This is a genomic window from Kluyvera sp. 1366 (genome assembly GCF_054823405.1).
This window is the reverse complement of record NZ_JBTRDW010000001.1, coordinates 598188-612804: the sequence shown is the minus strand read 5'-3', so window position 1 is coordinate 612804 and position 14617 is coordinate 598188. Positions and strand designations below refer to the sequence as shown.

Annotated in this window: 15 protein-coding genes; 7 read left to right on the top strand and 8 right to left on the bottom strand. The window is 49.9% G+C overall.

Annotated features, from left to right (window positions below; translation table 11 throughout):
• Positions 1 to 29 precede the first annotated feature (29 nt).
• From ACVLVH_RS02850 to ACVLVH_RS02840, 3 genes are all read left to right on the top strand, one after another.
• Complete coding sequence (locus ACVLVH_RS02850; RefSeq protein WP_110867163.1) at positions 30 to 734, top strand: YoaK family protein; 705 nt, start codon at positions 30 to 32, stop codon at positions 732 to 734.
• A 214-nt stretch (positions 735 to 948) separates the two neighbouring features.
• Complete coding sequence (gene bglF / locus ACVLVH_RS02845) at positions 949 to 2817, top strand: PTS beta-glucoside transporter subunit IIABC (RefSeq protein WP_498948670.1); 1869 nt, start codon at positions 949 to 951, stop codon at positions 2815 to 2817.
• 15 nt (positions 2818 to 2832) lie between these two features.
• Positions 2833 to 4227: a glycoside hydrolase family 1 protein gene (locus ACVLVH_RS02840; protein ID WP_498948669.1), complete on the top strand. Its 1395-nt coding sequence runs from the start codon at positions 2833 to 2835 to the stop codon at positions 4225 to 4227.
• Positions 4228 to 4266: 39 nt separating this feature from the next.
• Here ACVLVH_RS02840 and licT read toward each other — a convergent pair whose 3' ends face one another.
• Entirely contained in the window at positions 4267 to 5130 is an 864-nt protein-coding gene (gene licT, locus ACVLVH_RS02835) for a BglG family transcription antiterminator LicT (RefSeq protein ID WP_137387031.1), read from the bottom strand.
• Between the two features lie 293 nt (positions 5131 to 5423).
• Here licT and fliD point away from each other — a divergent pair, with 293 nt between their 5' ends.
• Positions 5424 to 6836, top strand: coding sequence for a flagellar filament capping protein FliD (fliD, locus tag ACVLVH_RS02830; protein ID WP_110867167.1), 1413 nt, complete (start codon positions 5424 to 5426; stop codon positions 6834 to 6836).
• 48 nt (positions 6837 to 6884) lie between these two features.
• Here fliD and yajD read toward each other — a convergent pair whose 3' ends face one another.
• Complete coding sequence (gene yajD / locus ACVLVH_RS02825; RefSeq protein ID WP_101761311.1) at positions 6885 to 7232, bottom strand: HNH nuclease YajD; 348 nt, start codon at positions 7230 to 7232, stop codon at positions 6885 to 6887.
• 211 nt (positions 7233 to 7443) lie between these two features.
• Between yajD and ACVLVH_RS02820 the strand changes: the two genes are divergently transcribed.
• A complete protein-coding gene (locus ACVLVH_RS02820; RefSeq protein WP_192412780.1) occupies positions 7444 to 8913 on the top strand; it encodes a glucosyltransferase domain-containing protein in 1470 nt (489 codons plus the stop codon).
• Positions 8914 to 8973: 60 nt separating this feature from the next.
• On the opposite strand, the gene ACVLVH_RS02815 is transcribed toward ACVLVH_RS02820, so the two are convergent.
• Together ACVLVH_RS02815 and ACVLVH_RS02810 are read right to left on the bottom strand one after the other, a co-directional pair.
• Positions 8974 to 10005, bottom strand: coding sequence for a methionine synthase (locus ACVLVH_RS02815; protein ID WP_101761313.1), 1032 nt, complete (start codon positions 10003 to 10005; stop codon positions 8974 to 8976).
• Between the two features lie 29 nt (positions 10006 to 10034).
• Entirely contained in the window at positions 10035 to 11015 is a 981-nt protein-coding gene (locus tag ACVLVH_RS02810; RefSeq protein WP_110867169.1) for a DUF1852 domain-containing protein, read from the bottom strand.
• Positions 11016 to 11321: 306 nt separating this feature from the next.
• On the opposite strand from ACVLVH_RS02810, the gene ACVLVH_RS02805 reads away from it, so the two are divergent.
• The gene (locus ACVLVH_RS02805) at positions 11322 to 11861 is read left to right on the top strand and encodes a DUF2058 domain-containing protein (RefSeq protein ID WP_101761315.1); all 540 of its coding nucleotides are present in this window, start codon (positions 11322 to 11324) and stop codon (positions 11859 to 11861) included.
• Between the two features lie 20 nt (positions 11862 to 11881).
• Here the strand turns inward: ACVLVH_RS02805 and ACVLVH_RS02800 are convergent, their stop codons facing one another.
• Positions 11882 to 12580 (bottom strand): RluA family pseudouridine synthase, encoded by a 699-nt coding sequence (locus tag ACVLVH_RS02800; protein ID WP_192412782.1) that lies wholly within the window; start codon positions 12578 to 12580, stop codon positions 11882 to 11884.
• A gap of 190 nt (positions 12581 to 12770) precedes the next feature.
• Between ACVLVH_RS02800 and ACVLVH_RS02795 the strand changes: the two genes are divergently transcribed.
• On the top strand, positions 12771 to 13253 hold the full coding sequence (locus tag ACVLVH_RS02795; RefSeq protein WP_101761317.1) for a cold-shock protein: 483 nt from the start codon (positions 12771 to 12773) through the stop codon (positions 13251 to 13253).
• A gap of 53 nt (positions 13254 to 13306) precedes the next feature.
• On the opposite strand, the gene ACVLVH_RS02790 is transcribed toward ACVLVH_RS02795, so the two are convergent.
• Genes ACVLVH_RS02790 through ACVLVH_RS02780 form a run of 3 tightly spaced genes read right to left on the bottom strand, consistent with a single transcriptional unit; the run spans position 13307 to position 14576 of the window.
• Positions 13307 to 13792, bottom strand: a complete 486-nt coding sequence (locus ACVLVH_RS02790) for an Hcp family type VI secretion system effector (protein ID WP_101761318.1) — start codon at positions 13790 to 13792, stop codon at positions 13307 to 13309.
• Positions 13793 to 13806: 14 nt separating this feature from the next.
• On the bottom strand, positions 13807 to 14133 hold the full coding sequence (locus ACVLVH_RS02785; RefSeq protein WP_101761319.1) for a DUF1493 family protein: 327 nt from the start codon (positions 14131 to 14133) through the stop codon (positions 13807 to 13809).
• Positions 14127 to 14576, bottom strand: a complete 450-nt coding sequence (locus ACVLVH_RS02780; RefSeq protein ID WP_192412786.1) for an STM2901 family protein — start codon at positions 14574 to 14576, stop codon at positions 14127 to 14129. The genes ACVLVH_RS02785 and ACVLVH_RS02780 overlap by 7 nt, the downstream gene beginning before the upstream one ends.
• Positions 14577 to 14617 lie beyond the last annotated feature (41 nt).

The following is a 14617-nucleotide window of genomic DNA, read 5'->3' as shown; positions in this document are numbered from 1 at the left end:
ACGCATCTTTCACCGGGCCAGGATTTCCCATGCTAATCACCGCCGAGAACACGCGCACCTTCAATACCGACATTCGCCTGGCCTGCACGCTGGCCGCGGTTGCGGGCGCACTTAACACCGCAGCGTTTGAAACGGTCGGCTTCTTCTCGGCGAACATGACCGGCAATGTCTCCTCACTTTCCGACCATCTGGCCAAAGCTAATCTGCACGTCGGCCTGTTTTTTCTTCTCATCGTGCTGCTGTTTATCGCCGGATCTTCTGTCTCAACGCTGATAATCAACTCCGGCAGACGGCGCCAGATTCGCGGCATCTACGCCATCAACATCCTGATTGAAGGCATCGCTTTGCTGCTGCTCGGCGTGATTGAAAGCTGGTTTCGCTTTAGCGGCTCTGGCGTGTTGCTGGTGCTGAGCCTGAGTTTTTTGATGGGATTGCAAAACGCCGTTGTGACGCGCATCTCCAACGCCCGCGTGCGCACCACGCACGTTTCTGGCACCGCGACCGATATCGGCATTGAGCTGGCGATGCTGTTTGATGTGCTGCGCCGCAAAGAATCCCCCAAAGATGCGCCGCTCTACATTGAGCGGCTTAAGCTGCATTTTTACACCGTGCTGGCGTTTTTGGGCGGCGGTGTGTTGGGGATTTGGCTGCTGCAGTGGATGAGTTATCTGCTGCTGATGGTGATCGGTGCGCTGCTCAGCGTGCTGGCTTTAGCGGCACTGAAACGGATCTGATCGGTGAGCAGCTTCACAGTTTTCCGCATCGTTCGCTAAAACTGCTTGCCACTTTTTCCGCGCTGTTAGCATGATAGCGCCCGTTAAGGATTGTTACTGTTCGGCAGGCAAAACCTGAGACGCGCCCTTTTTCAGTTGAAGAGGGCGCGTCTCAGGTTTTTTTTTGCGCGAAATTCAGGGCATGAGTTTAGGGCATTGTTCAGGAGAAAGAGTGATGCAATATCAGGAACTGGCGGATGACATCTTTGCCGGTGTTGGCGGCAAAGAGAACATCATCAGCGTGATGCACTGCGCCACGCGCTTACGCTTCAAACTAAAAAACAGTCAAAAAGCGCAAACTGCGGCGTTAAAAGACAATCCTGGCGTGATTATGGTGGTGGAGAGCGGTGGCCAATATCAGGTGGTGATTGGCAATCAGGTGGCGGAAGTGTATCGCGAACTCACGTCACGTCACGGGCTGGATAATCAGAGCGAGGCAGCAGATAACGCTGCACCGCAAGGCTTATTTGCACGCTTTATCGATCTGGTTTCCGGCATCTTCACCCCCTTTATCGGCGTGATGATCGCCACCGGCATCATCAAAGGGTTGCTGGCGTTGGCGTTGGTGCTCGGCGTGATGGGTGCCGACAGCGGCAGCTACAAAGTGCTGTTTGTTGCCAGCGACGGTTTGTTCTACTTCCTGCCGATTTTGCTCGGCTACAGCGCCGGTAAAAAATTTGGCGGTAATCCGTTTGTCAGCATGGCGATTGCCGCTGCGCTGGTGCATCCAATGATTCTCGAAGTGCTGCAACAGCAGCAGCAGGGCAATGCGCTGACCTTCATCGGTATCCCACTCAAAGTGTTGAACTACAGCTCGTCGGTGATTCCGATTATTTTCGCGGCCTGGGTTTCCAGCCTGATTGAACGCTGGGTGCATCCGCGTTCGCCCAGCGCGGTGCGTAACTTCACTACGCCGTTGTGCTGCCTGCTGATCACCGTGCCGCTGACGTTTCTGGCGATTGGTCCGGCGGCGACCTGGCTGAGCCGCATGTTGGCCGAAGGTTATCTGTGGATTTACAGCCTGAGCCCCATGATCGCGGGTGCGGTGATGGGCGCGATTTGGCAAGTGTGCGTGATTTTCGGTCTGCACTGGGGCTTAGTGCCGATCATGCTGAACAACCTCGCCAACTTTGGTCACGACACGCTGCTGCCCTTGCTGATGCCTGCGGTGCTGGGCCAGGCGGGCGCCACGCTTGGTATTTTCCTGCGCACCCGCGAAGCGAAACTGAAAGCGATGGCGGGGTCGGCTTTTACCGCCAGCATCTTCGGCATCACCGAGCCGGCGGTGTATGGCGTGACGCTACCGCACCGTCGTCCGTTTATCTTCGGCTGCATCGGTGGCGCCTTGGGCGCGGCGATCCTTGGCTTCTGGCACACCACCATTTACTCCTTTGGTTTCCCGAGTGTCTTCACCTTTATTCAGGTGGTGCCAAACAGCGGCATTGATGCCAGCGTGCTGGCGGCATTTGCCGGTGCGGCGGTGGCGCTGATCTTCGCTTGCGTCAGCACTTATCTGTTCGGTCTGACCGAGCTCGCAACCGAAGCGGTTGCGCCGCCGGCAGCGGTTGCTCCGCCCACCAGCCTGACGCGCCGCGAAAGCGTGGTCAGTCCGATGGCGGGCGATGTCATTCCGCTCGATCAGGTTAAAGATGAAACTTTTGCCAGCGGATTGCTCGGTAAAGGCGCGGCGATTATCCCGCAGCGGGGCCGCGTGGTATCGCCGATCGATGGCGTGGTGTCGTCAATGTTCCGAACCGGCCATGCGATTGGCCTGACATCGGCGCAGGGCGCAGAAGTGTTGATCCACGTTGGCCTCGATACCGTGAAGCTCGATGGACACTATTTCTCACCCAAAGTAGCGAACGATCAGCCGGTCAAGGTGGGTGATTTGCTGCTGGAGTTCGATCTCGATGCGATTAAAGCCGCAGGCTTTGACCTTACTACGCCGGTGCTGGTGAGTAATAGCGATGACTTTGTGGATGTGTTAACCCTGAGCCGCACGGCCGTGAGCGAAGGCGCTCCGTTGTTGGCCGTGCTGAAATAATAGAGGAGCAAACAGATGACTAAACGTTTCCCGGACGGATTTTTATGGGGCGGCGCCGTTGCCGCAAACCAGGTTGAAGGCGCGTATCAGGAAGGCGGCAAAGGTTTATCGACCTCCGACCTGCAACCCAAGGGCATATTTGGTGCACGCGTCGAACGCAGCGATAACGATTTTGGCATCAAGGATACCGCCATCGATTTCTATAACCGCTTCCCGGAGGACATCAAACTGTTCGCCGAGATGGGCTTTACCGTACTGCGTACCTCGATTGCCTGGACGCGCATCTTCCCGCAGGGCGATGAAGTGGAACCTAATGAAGCGGGATTAGCCTATTACGATCGCCTGTTCGATGAGATGGCGAAATACAACATCACGCCGCTGGTGACGCTGTCACATTACGAAATGCCGTACGGCTTGATCAAAAAGTACGGCGGCTGGGGCAATCGCATCACCATTGATTGCTTCGAACGCTATGCGCGCGCGGTGTTCACCCGCTTCCAGCACAAGGTGAAGCTGTGGCTGACCTTTAATGAGATCAACATGTCGCTGCACGCGCCGTTCACCGGCGTTGGTCTGGCGGAAGAGAGCGATCAGCAGGCAATCTATCAGGCGATTCACCATCAGCTGGTGGCGAGCGGACGCGCGGTGAAAGCCTGCCACGAAATCGTTAAGGACGGCAAAATCGGCAACATGCTGCTGGGCGCGCTGCTCTATCCGCTGAGCTGCCGTCCGGCGGACGTGCTGGAGACTCTGCAACAGAACCGCGAATGGCTGTTCTTTGGCGATGTACAGGTGCGCGGCGCGTATCCGGCCTATATGAAGCGCTTCTTCGCCGATCGTAACATCAGCATCGAGATCACCGATGCCGATAAGCGCGACCTGCAAAACACCGTCGATTACATCTCCTTCAGCTACTACATGACCGGCTGCGTTACCACTAACGAAGAGGAGAATCAGAAAGCGCGCGGCAACATTCTCTCGATGGTGCCGAACCCGCACCTGCCGAGTTCCGATTGGGGTTGGCAGATCGATCCTGAAGGGCTGCGCATTCTGCTTAACATCCTGTATGACCGCTATCAAAAGCCACTGTTCATCGTGGAAAACGGGCTTGGTGCCAAAGATGTGGTGGAAGCGGACGGGCAAATTAACGACGATTACCGTATCCAGTATCTCAACGATCATCTGGTGGAGGTGCGTGAAGCGATTGAAGATGGCGTCGAGGTGTTGGGGTATACCTGCTGGGGACCGATTGATTTGGTCAGCGCGTCAAAAGCCGAGTTCTCCAAGCGTTATGGCTTTATCTACGTTGATCGCGATGACGTGGGTAACGGCACACTGGCGCGTTCACGTAAGAAGAGCTTCTTCTGGTATCAGGACGTGATTCGTAGCCATGGTGCAGCGTTGAAATAAGTGAGTTGAATGAAGGGTGCGCAATCATGCGCACCTGGTTTACGCCTCGTCCGCATCATCCTGCAACGCCAGCGTCTCTTTGCGTACCCGCTCAATATGAATAGTGAGGAACATGCGTTCCTCGCTGGAGAGCTGATACAGGTATTTCTGCTGAATATGCTGGTCAATCTTCACTGCACATTGATAGGCGAGCGGATATTTGTCGCGCACCACATCATGCAGCGATTCATCCTCGCTCCACACGCCGCGTTTGCCTAACATGCGCTGTGCAAAGAACTTCAGATGGTTGACGAAACGGTTGTAGCTCAAGCTCTCTGTGCGGTAATCCAGCTGCAGGCGATACTTCACGATATGCAGGATTTCCTGCATAAATTGCGTGATGTGCGAAACATCGGCGAAATCACTACCAAGCTGCGCATTCACCAGATGCAGCGCGATAAATCCGGCCTCATCTTCCGGCAACGCTACGCCCAGCCGCTGGTTAATCAGTTCCAACGCTTCGATACCCAATGAAAACTCTTTCGGATAGAGCGTTTTAATCTCCCACTTCAACACGTTGCGAATCGGGATACCTTGCTGGTGGCGCTCAATTGCAAAATGGCAGTGATCGCACAGTGCGATGGAGAGGCTTTCATGCAGCGGCTGGCCCAGTTGCTGACGCGCATTGGCAATAATCAGTTCGCTGGTGGTGATCACCTCGAGCGGGATATCCGACAGCAGTTCGCTGAGCCGGCCCGTTAAGGTGTCGCTTTGTAGCGCAAACACTTTTTCGATCTGCTGTGCATCCAGTTCGTCACCCACGCGCTTCTGAAACGCCAAACCGCGTCCCATCACCACCTGTTCTTTGCCGTTGTCGCCCAGCACCACCGCGACATTATTGTTGAGGATTTTCGCGATTTTCATTTTTATCTGCCCTGAAAATAAAAAACCTGACCCACCGGAAGGACGGCGTGTCAGGTTTTGCCTGCGCTGAACGCAGTAACAATCTCGCCAGATCATAATCGGCTCTGCTTTCCCGACAAGCAGAGCGACAGTTAAATGTGAAACGCATCATATTTCCAGCGCAATGAATCAGATGCGTTGATGGCGCAATTTAATGAATGTAAGGATAGCGTAAGGAAATGATCAGATTTCTATAAAGTTTGCGTTAAGGCTGCCGATAGTACCGTAACGTTAAATTAACAGGAGTTGCGTACATGACTGGGATTTCAACATTAGGCGTCGGTTCAGGACTGGGTTTAAGCACCATTCTCGACAAACTGACCGCGGCAGAAAAACAATCGCTGGCACCGATTTCAAAACAACAATCCGCTGCGACCGCGAAGTTGTCCGCCTACGGCACCCTTAAAACCGCGATTCAGACCTTCCAGACGGCAAACAATAAATTAAACGATGCCGCGCTTTATACTTCGACGACCACAGCATCCAGTTCCAGTGCGTTTAGCGCCGATTCCAACGGCAATGCGCTGGCGGGAAAATACACCATCAGCGTGCAGAAGCTGGCGCAATCCCAGACGCTAACCAGCGAGACGAAAACCGATATCAAAGCGGCGATAGGTAGCGATGCCGCGTCCAGAACCCTGAAATTTGTTAACGCGGAAGGTAAAGAGAAAAGCATTACGCTAACCAAAGATCAGACTTCGCTTTCGGCGATTCGTGACACCATCAACAAATCTGACGTTGGCGTTACTGCAAGCCTGATTAAGGTCTCCGCCACGGAATACCGTTTGTCGCTGACATCATCGGCATCCGGCACCGCCAATGCGGTGAAATCGCTGAGCGTGACCGGCGATGATACCTTGCAGGATTTTATCGGCTTTGATGCATCAGATGCGGCCAGCAGCGGCATGGCGCAAAGCGTCGAGGCGCAGAATGCCAAGCTGACCGTAAACAATGTGGCGATTGAGAGCAGCAGCAACGTTATCACCGACGCGGTGGAAGGCATCACGCTGAAGCTTAACGATGAAACCAGCGGCAACCAAACGCTGACGGTGAGCAGCGATACCAACAAGGCGAAAACCGCCATTACCGATTGGGTGAATGCCTATAACTCGCTGCAGGATACGATGGCGAGTTTGACTAAATACACGCCAGTGGATGCGGGTAAAGATCCGGACGGGAAGAATGGAGCGCTACTCGGTGATGGCACGCTGCGTAATATTCAGGTGCAACTGAAAAGTATTCTGGCCAACAGCTCGGGTTCAGGTGTTTATAAAACGCTATCTCAGGCGGGCATTACTACCGATCCCACTAACGGCCAACTTAAGCTGGATGCCACCAAACTGACCACCAGCTTGCAAGTGAAACCAGAAGCGATTCGGGACATGTTTGTCGGTGATGGCAAAAAAACCGGTGTTTCGACGGTGCTGAACACCACATTCACCGCATTTCTTAGCAGTAAAGGTGTGTTGCAGGGCGCGACGGATTCCATCAGTAAAAAACTGAATACGCTAACCGATCAGTACAATACCGCCAGCAAACGTATTGATGACACGATTGCGCGGTATAAAAAGCAGTTCACCAATCTGGATAAGATGGTCAGCGTGCTGAATAACACCAGCAACTATCTCACCGAGCAGTTCAGCAATAGTACAAAGACCAATAAGTAAGCGTAACGCGATCGCCATAAATGGCGATCGCTATTTCTGAAACTAGCCTTACTTTTTCTTATTCAGCATGGCCTTCAAATCGGCAAAAGGATTATAGGTGGCTTCACCAACATCCTTCTGCGCATCTTCACCTGCCACAACACGTGTGCCGTACTGATCCGCTTCGGTGTATTTCGAGTGCTCGTGATCGTGACAATAGAGGCACAACAACTCCCAGTTACTGCCATCTTCTGGGTTATTGGTATGGTCGTGATCGATATGGTGAACGGTTAATTCGCGCAGGTTGGAATAAACAAATTCACGCGAGCAGCGGCCGCATACCCACGGATAGATTTTCAATGCTTTCTCACGATAGCCGCTTTCCAGCCGCGAGTAATTTTTAGGGATCAGAGCCATTGCCGACGTTGCCTGTTTGAAAGAGATAAAGCGACATGTTATCTGCACATCCCGCAGCTGCCAATGATGTTTATCATTCCTGAGCATCCGTTATACAAAAACCGCCTACACTAGTTTGTAACTACGCGGAAATAAAAGGCCGCCCGACCCCGTTCGATGGAAATTCACTCATAAAATGATGCCCGTTAATGATTCTCCGTCGGTAAGCCGGATGCAGCGTATCGCTTTGTCGATGATGGTGGCATTGCTGGCCACCATCCCTCTATGGACCAACAAAATTTATTATCGGGATGATCTTTACCGGATATTAGATGGGGATAGATCAACATGGCTAAGTAACGGGAGGCCGGGCACCTGGTTATTACAATCCCTGATCTCTTTTGGTGATACGGTCAGCGATATTTCTCCGCTTAATTTACTGCTCGGATTGCTGGCGCTAAGTATTGCTGCGGTATTTTTCACGGAAAGATTGAGAATTCCGCTTGCGGGTTTCTGGTCATTTCTCCCGCCGCTATTTGTCATTCTTAATCCCTTTCTGACGCAGGGAATGCTCTATACCTATGACAGTCTCACCATACTTCTGTCATTTGCAGGCGCCATGCTGGCAAGCATGGTTAATCGCGCAAAGCCTTTTCAGGAGAGCGTTTACACGGCGCTGATATTATTGCTGATTCAGACACTCTATCAGCCAGGGCTCAATGTCTATATTGCCTGCGTAGCCTTGCTGGTCGTCTCTCGACTGGTAAATGATCAATCCAGCTGGAAGTGGCTGTGCGGGAAAATAGTGGCGCTGGGCATTGCCATCCTGGCTTATAAACTCGCGATGAATTATTTATTGCCAGTGAAGATCGACTGGTACAGCATGAAACACAGCAAGCTGTTATCACTGAATTCCGATTCTCTGCAAGTACTTATCAACACTATTAAGGCGTTCAGTGACCTTTTTCTCAGCGCCTATCCGCGCGGCATGATGGTATTTATAGGGCTGCCTATGCTGATAATGTTTTCAGGCCTTATTTTGATGGTTCGAAACTTAAAACAGCAGCAGAAGTTGACGCTAAGTGCGGTCTTATTGCTGTTCAGTGCGGGATTGATCGTCATCATCGCCATCCCCGGACTTTCATTGGCCTTAGCCACGCCGTTATTTGCACCGCGTATGCTGGGCGCATCCAGCATTACTTTCCTGTTCTGTTTCTATGTAGCCGTTTATTCATTACCTGCAATAAGAAGCTGGCTGGCGGGATTGAGTGCGATATTGCTGTTTTATCATCTGGTGGTGATGCTGGTCACTTTTAACACTGTAGTTAACGATCAACGATATCAAATGGAGGTGATGAATCAGATCAAAATCACGCTCTCTGCTCCCGCTGCCCAATCGATTGATTCACTCGCCTTTATTGGGCAGTTGAATGATGCTCCAGAAGTACAAACCAATATTCGTAACTTCCCCATCATCGATCATATCCGCATGAAAATGTTGGGTGAGTCTGAACCGTGGATATGGCTGGCGCTGATCAAACATGTAGGTTTGAGATTGAAAGCGGTGAAAGCAACGGATGAAATGAGAGTAATTAAACCGCGTCAGGTTCTGGCGCAGGGACCCGATTATGACGCCTTTCAGGATGGGCAAACGATGGTGATTGATTTTAGAAAATCGGGTGGGCAGATTAATAAACTTTAATTCAACGGCTCAGTCCGGTTGCGGGTGGGTAATAATCCCGGACTGAGCTTTTATCTGGTGTTATTTATTCAACAGTTCTTTGCGAACAATTTCTGCACCTGCACTCAATGCATCTAGCTTGCCTCTTGCCACACCGCGTGGCAGAGGAATCATGCCGCAGTTGGTACAAGGGTAGAGTTTATCAGCATCAACAAACTGCAGGGCTTTACGCAGCGTTGCTGCAACTTCTTCTGGCGTTTCAATGGTATTGCTTGCCACGTCAATGGCACCAACCATCACTTTTTTGCCGCGAATCAGTTCCATCAACTCCATCGGCACATGCGAGTTTTGACACTCCAGTGAGATGATATCGATATTCGACTTTTGCAGTTTAGGGAATATCTCTTCATATTGACGCCATTCTGTGCCCAGCGTCTTTTTCCAGTCGGTATTCGCTTTGATGCCATAGCCGTAGCAAATATGCACTGCGGTTTCGCATTTCAGCCCTTCAATGGCTCTTTCTAAGGTTGCGATACCCCAATCATTCACTTCGTCGAAAAAGACGTTAAATGCCGGCTCATCAAACTGAATAATATCGACGCCCACCGCTTCTAACTCTTTCGCTTCTTCATTGAGAATTTTAGCGAATTCCCATGCCAGTTTTTCGCGGCTTTTATAGTGGTTGTCATAAAGCGTGTCGATCATGGTCATTGGACCCGGCAGCGCCCATTTAATGGGACGATCAGTTTGCTGACGTAAAAACTTTGCATCTTCAACAAATACTGATTTTTGACGACTCACCGGACCCACAACGGTCGGCACACTGGCATCATAACGATCGCGGATTTTAACGATCTCGCGCTTCTCAAAATCTACGCCGTTGAGATGTTCAATAAAGGTGGTGACGAAGTGCTGGCGGGTTTGCTCGCCGTCACTGACGATATCAATTCCTGCCTGCTGTTGATCGTCCAGGCACAAACGCAGCGCATCTTGTTTGCCGTCGGTTAATTCCTGATCTTGCAATTTCCACGGTGACCACAACGTTTCCGGCTGAGCCAGCCACGATGGTTTCGGTAAACTACCAGCAGTGGAAGTCGGTAATAATTTTTTCATAGCAGGTGACCTTATATTTTTATCGGTAATCAAAGAACGGGAGTAAACCATTGCTCAAGAAGAGTTTGATATGGCTTGATGAAGCGCTCTTCCGTGAACTTTCCTTGTTCAATAGCCAGATGGCTACGTTCTTCTCGATCATAAACAATTCGCGTTAAAGAATAATCCTGATGGCTCAGGCTTGGCTGATAGTGTCTACCAGCTGCAGAATTCGCATTGTAAATCTCAGGGCGGTAGATCTTCTGGAACGTCTCCATGGTGCTGATGGTGCTAATCAGCTCAAGATTGGTGTAATCACTGAGTAAATCGCCATGGAAATAGAAGGCCAGAGGCGCAGCACTGTTTGCCGGCATAAAATAGCGTGCCCGCAGGCCCATTTTGCCGAAGTATTCGTCAGTCAGAGAAAGTTCATCCTGCTGATATTCAATGCCCAATACCGGATGTTCATTACCGGTGCGGTAATAGGTATTTTTACTGGATACGCTCAGGCAAATAACCGGCGCTTTATTGAAATTCGCTTTGTAAGCTTCTGAGTTAACGAAATGCTTGAAGATGTTGCCATGCAGATCGCCAAAATTATCTGGCGTGCGGAATTCAGTATGGTTCTTGTTGTGCTCAGACAATAAAACGCTGAAATCATAATCACGCACGTAAGAAGAGAAGTTATTTCCAACAATCCCTTCAATGCGTTCGTTGGTTTTTTTATCAACGATATTGGTTTTCAATATTTCGATCACCGGGAAGGTGCTGTTGTTGCCCTCAGCACCCAGATTCAGCTCAGCAGAAATAATCTCTAGCTCAACCGCGTAACGATCGCTTTTAGGGTTGTCCCAATGCGCCAGTGAATTGAAACGGTTATCAATCATCACTAAGGCGTTGCGCAGGTTCTCCTGACGCTTTTCACCACGCGCCAAATTGGCAAAATTGGTGGTGATGCGTGTATTGCCAGAAGGATTGTAATTTTCGTCGAAACGAAGGCTCTTAACAGTAAAAGTAAAGGCGTTGTTCATTTTAGTCTGCTATCCCGGTTACCAATAAAAAGCCTTGCTGTCGCTGGATTTCAGGATTTCCCAATGCTTTTGCAGGGTACTTTCATTCAGCAGGCTTGATATTATTTTAAGTTATTAACAATGGTACTTTTATGCCTGAGTCACTGGTTGAAAAAAAGTGATTTAATTTCATCGAACATGAAGGAATTTCATGATGAGGAGAGGAGGATGAACGGCGCTCACTGTAGCCAGCCTGTTCAACCTGGCAGAGGCTCTACAATTAAAGGTATACTCTTCCACAAATTTTTAACCGGTTAAGACACGACAATGGCAAAACTCACCTTACAAGAGCAGCTGCTGAAAGCAGGCTTAGTCAGCAGCAAAAAAATGGACAAGGTCCAGAGAACCGCTAAGAAATCACGCGTTCAGGCTCGTGAGGCCAGAGAAGCGGTGGAAGAGAACAAAAAGGCTCAGCTTGAGCGTGATAAGCAGTTGAGCGAACAGCAAAAGCAAGCGGCGTTATCGAAAGAGTACAAAGCGCAGGTTAAGCAGCTGATCGAAATGAACAAAATCGATATCTCTAAAGGCAATATTGGTTTTAATTTCACCGACAATAATTTGATCAAAAAAATCGACGTCGATAAGCAAACGCAGACACAACTGATTAATGGCCGATTGGCGATTGCGCGCCTGGCCGTCGATAGCAAAGGCGAGAGCCAATACGCGATTATTCCTGCCAGCGTCGCCGATAAAATTGCGCAGCGTGATGCGAACAGCATCGTGTTGAATAGTGCATTGAGTCAGGAAGCGCAGGATGAAGACGATCCGTACGCTGATTTCAAAGTGCCTGATGATTTAATGTGGTAAGCACAATGCCGGTTGCGCTGTCAGAACGGGCAGGCACACCGGGCGTTTAGGCACTCGCCGCTGACCGGATGAACAAACTTCAACTCGCTGGCGTGTAACATCAGACGCGGGGCGTGTTCGGTCCCCGCCAGCATAAGACCGCCATACAGGTCGCAACCCAAAATCGGATGGCCCAACAGCTGGCAATGGATACGCAGCTGATGGGTGCGTCCAGTCTCTGGCGTAAGTTCCACCCGCGTTAATGGCATGAACGTCTTATCTTCCAATAGGTGATGAGTGCGCTCAATCACCTGATAGCGTGAGCGAGCTGGCTTACCATTGATTGGGCAAATTGACATCAATGGAAATAGCGTCGGATCTTTGGCAATCGGCGCGTCAATCACACCTTCGTCGTCATGCAGATGCCCGCACAACAGTGCACGATAAATCTTGGTCACGCTGCGCTGGCTAAACTGCTGGCAAATTGCGGCATTGATCGCCTTATTGCGGGCAATCACCATTAACCCTGATGTGCCGAAATCCAGACGATGCACCAGCGTGCAGCCGGGGAAAAGCTTCACTAACCGATGATGCACAGAATCGAGATTGCGCGGATTCTTCCCCGACAGGCTGAGCAGACCAGCTGGTTTATTGATCAGCAGCAGATGATCGTCCTGGTAGAGAATCTCAATCTCTTCAAGACATTGCGGGGCAATAAAGGTATCGATAATCGTAGACATCAGGCTGCCCGGCTGGCGAAGGGATGCGGATAATAGCGAATTTTGCGGCAACTGGCGAATCCGGGCATGTGTCTATTCGCTCAGGCGAAATTTATCGTCCAGACTTAAAGCAAAGACGTGGTCTGCGCAGGCAATGTGCTTTACACTGCGCGCTGAAAAAACTGAGTAGATAACGATTAGGTAGGCGGCAATGGCGATGAACGGAACGATCACAACCTGGTTTCAGGATAAAGGTTTTGGATTTATCAAAGATGAAAATGGCGATAACCGCTATTTCCATGTGATTAAGGTCGCTAACCCTGAGCTGATCAAGAAAGACGCGGCGGTGACCTTTGAACCCACCACCAATAACAAAGGTTTGTCCGCGTATGCGGTGAAGGTCTCACCTGAGAGCAAATACATCTATATTGCCGGCGAGCGCCTGAAGCTCACCTCGATCAAATCTTATGTGGTTTACAGCGAAGACGTGCCGGTTGAAACGCGCATCGATAAAGAGAATACCGTGCTGTCGGTAGGTATTCTGATGAATAGCATCAAGCCGAAAACAGACGTTAAGCCGGATGAAACGCGCTCACTGAAAAAACTGGCGGTGACCACCTTTCAGGGAACGACTTTGATTTTCACGGCGGATGAAATTGATATTGATGCCACGGTGAAAATGCTTAAGGTGTGAAGATATTGTGATTAATTCTCAGCGGAAATCCTCACGCAGGATTTCCGCATTGATTATGCCGTTGGCCTTTCGTTCCATGCGTCGGTGAATTGAATATTTCCATCAACATATTTCCACGTGATCTTCGCATAACGCAGCGCAACGCTTTCCATATGTCCGGTTCCTGGACAATTACGCGTGTCATGCATGATCGGCGATATCGAGATGACCTTTACGTCTTCCATTAATATGTTGAAGTACTCTTCTTCCTGACCAGCATCACTGATGCGGTACCATTTGATTTCAGCTTCTTTTAACGTCTGACCTGTTGCCACAGCCTTGTATAAATAAGGTGACGCAGAATCAATTTCTTTCTCAAACATAAATGGAGCATGTTGCCGTGTGCCTGTTAGCTTGCCGGTATTGTTGTCGGTGGGAATAGAGAGAAGATGCTGTACACCCCGTAATTCAATGCTGCCCTCACGGTGCATCACGTCTGAACCGCCTCTGATTACTGCGCCGCCATCATCTTTAATAAACATATGAACGGGTATAGCCATGTGAATCTCCTTAGTTAGTCATACAACCAGCGTCCAGCTTTAGCCGACTCCACAAACATACGTACAGTTAGTGGTTTAACGTCTTGTTGAATTGGATCCTTAGAAAAGTATTTTCGGAAAACTGTTTCTGTTTTCCACGGATAATAAGCATCAAAATTTATAACTGTTGTATCGACATGATATTTTTTACCAAAATCCTGAATGGCATAGGGCAACTCATCCCATCCGGCGTAGCCTTGTAATGGAGTATCAAATTCGATTGGAATGGGTTTTAAACTCCATGTGGTCATGAGAGATAACTCGCCACGAAAAAAATCTAATATTTGATGTTCGTCTACCATACTCGATCTTCTTCTCTCACGATCATGTTGTAGGTTGAAACAGTCTTATAGACTATTTGAGAAAGATCATTTGCTAGCAAGACCCATCCTACAACCGGCACAGTTCGACCAACAAAAGCCCCAAGATTGTTTGTCCACATCGGCTTGAGTAACTTAATGCTGGTGTTAGTGAACGTTGGCAAAGGTCTGGGCAATTTCACATTCAGAATTTGACGCGAATATTTAGAGGCGATCGAAGTACCAGGTGTAGCATTGCCGGGCTTACCTCTTGTACCCAGAACAGGAAGACCAAGAATGATGCTGCTCACCGCAACAATGTTATTGATGCCACCTACATGCTCATCAATATTGTCCAAAAGTATCCAAAAAAATAATTCACCAGCTGAAACATTGCTGACTCCTTTGTAAAAGTACGTCCCATTAAGCTGCTCAACCGTATCCATAATCATCCTCCCTGAATTACAGGCGGCCAGATTACAACATG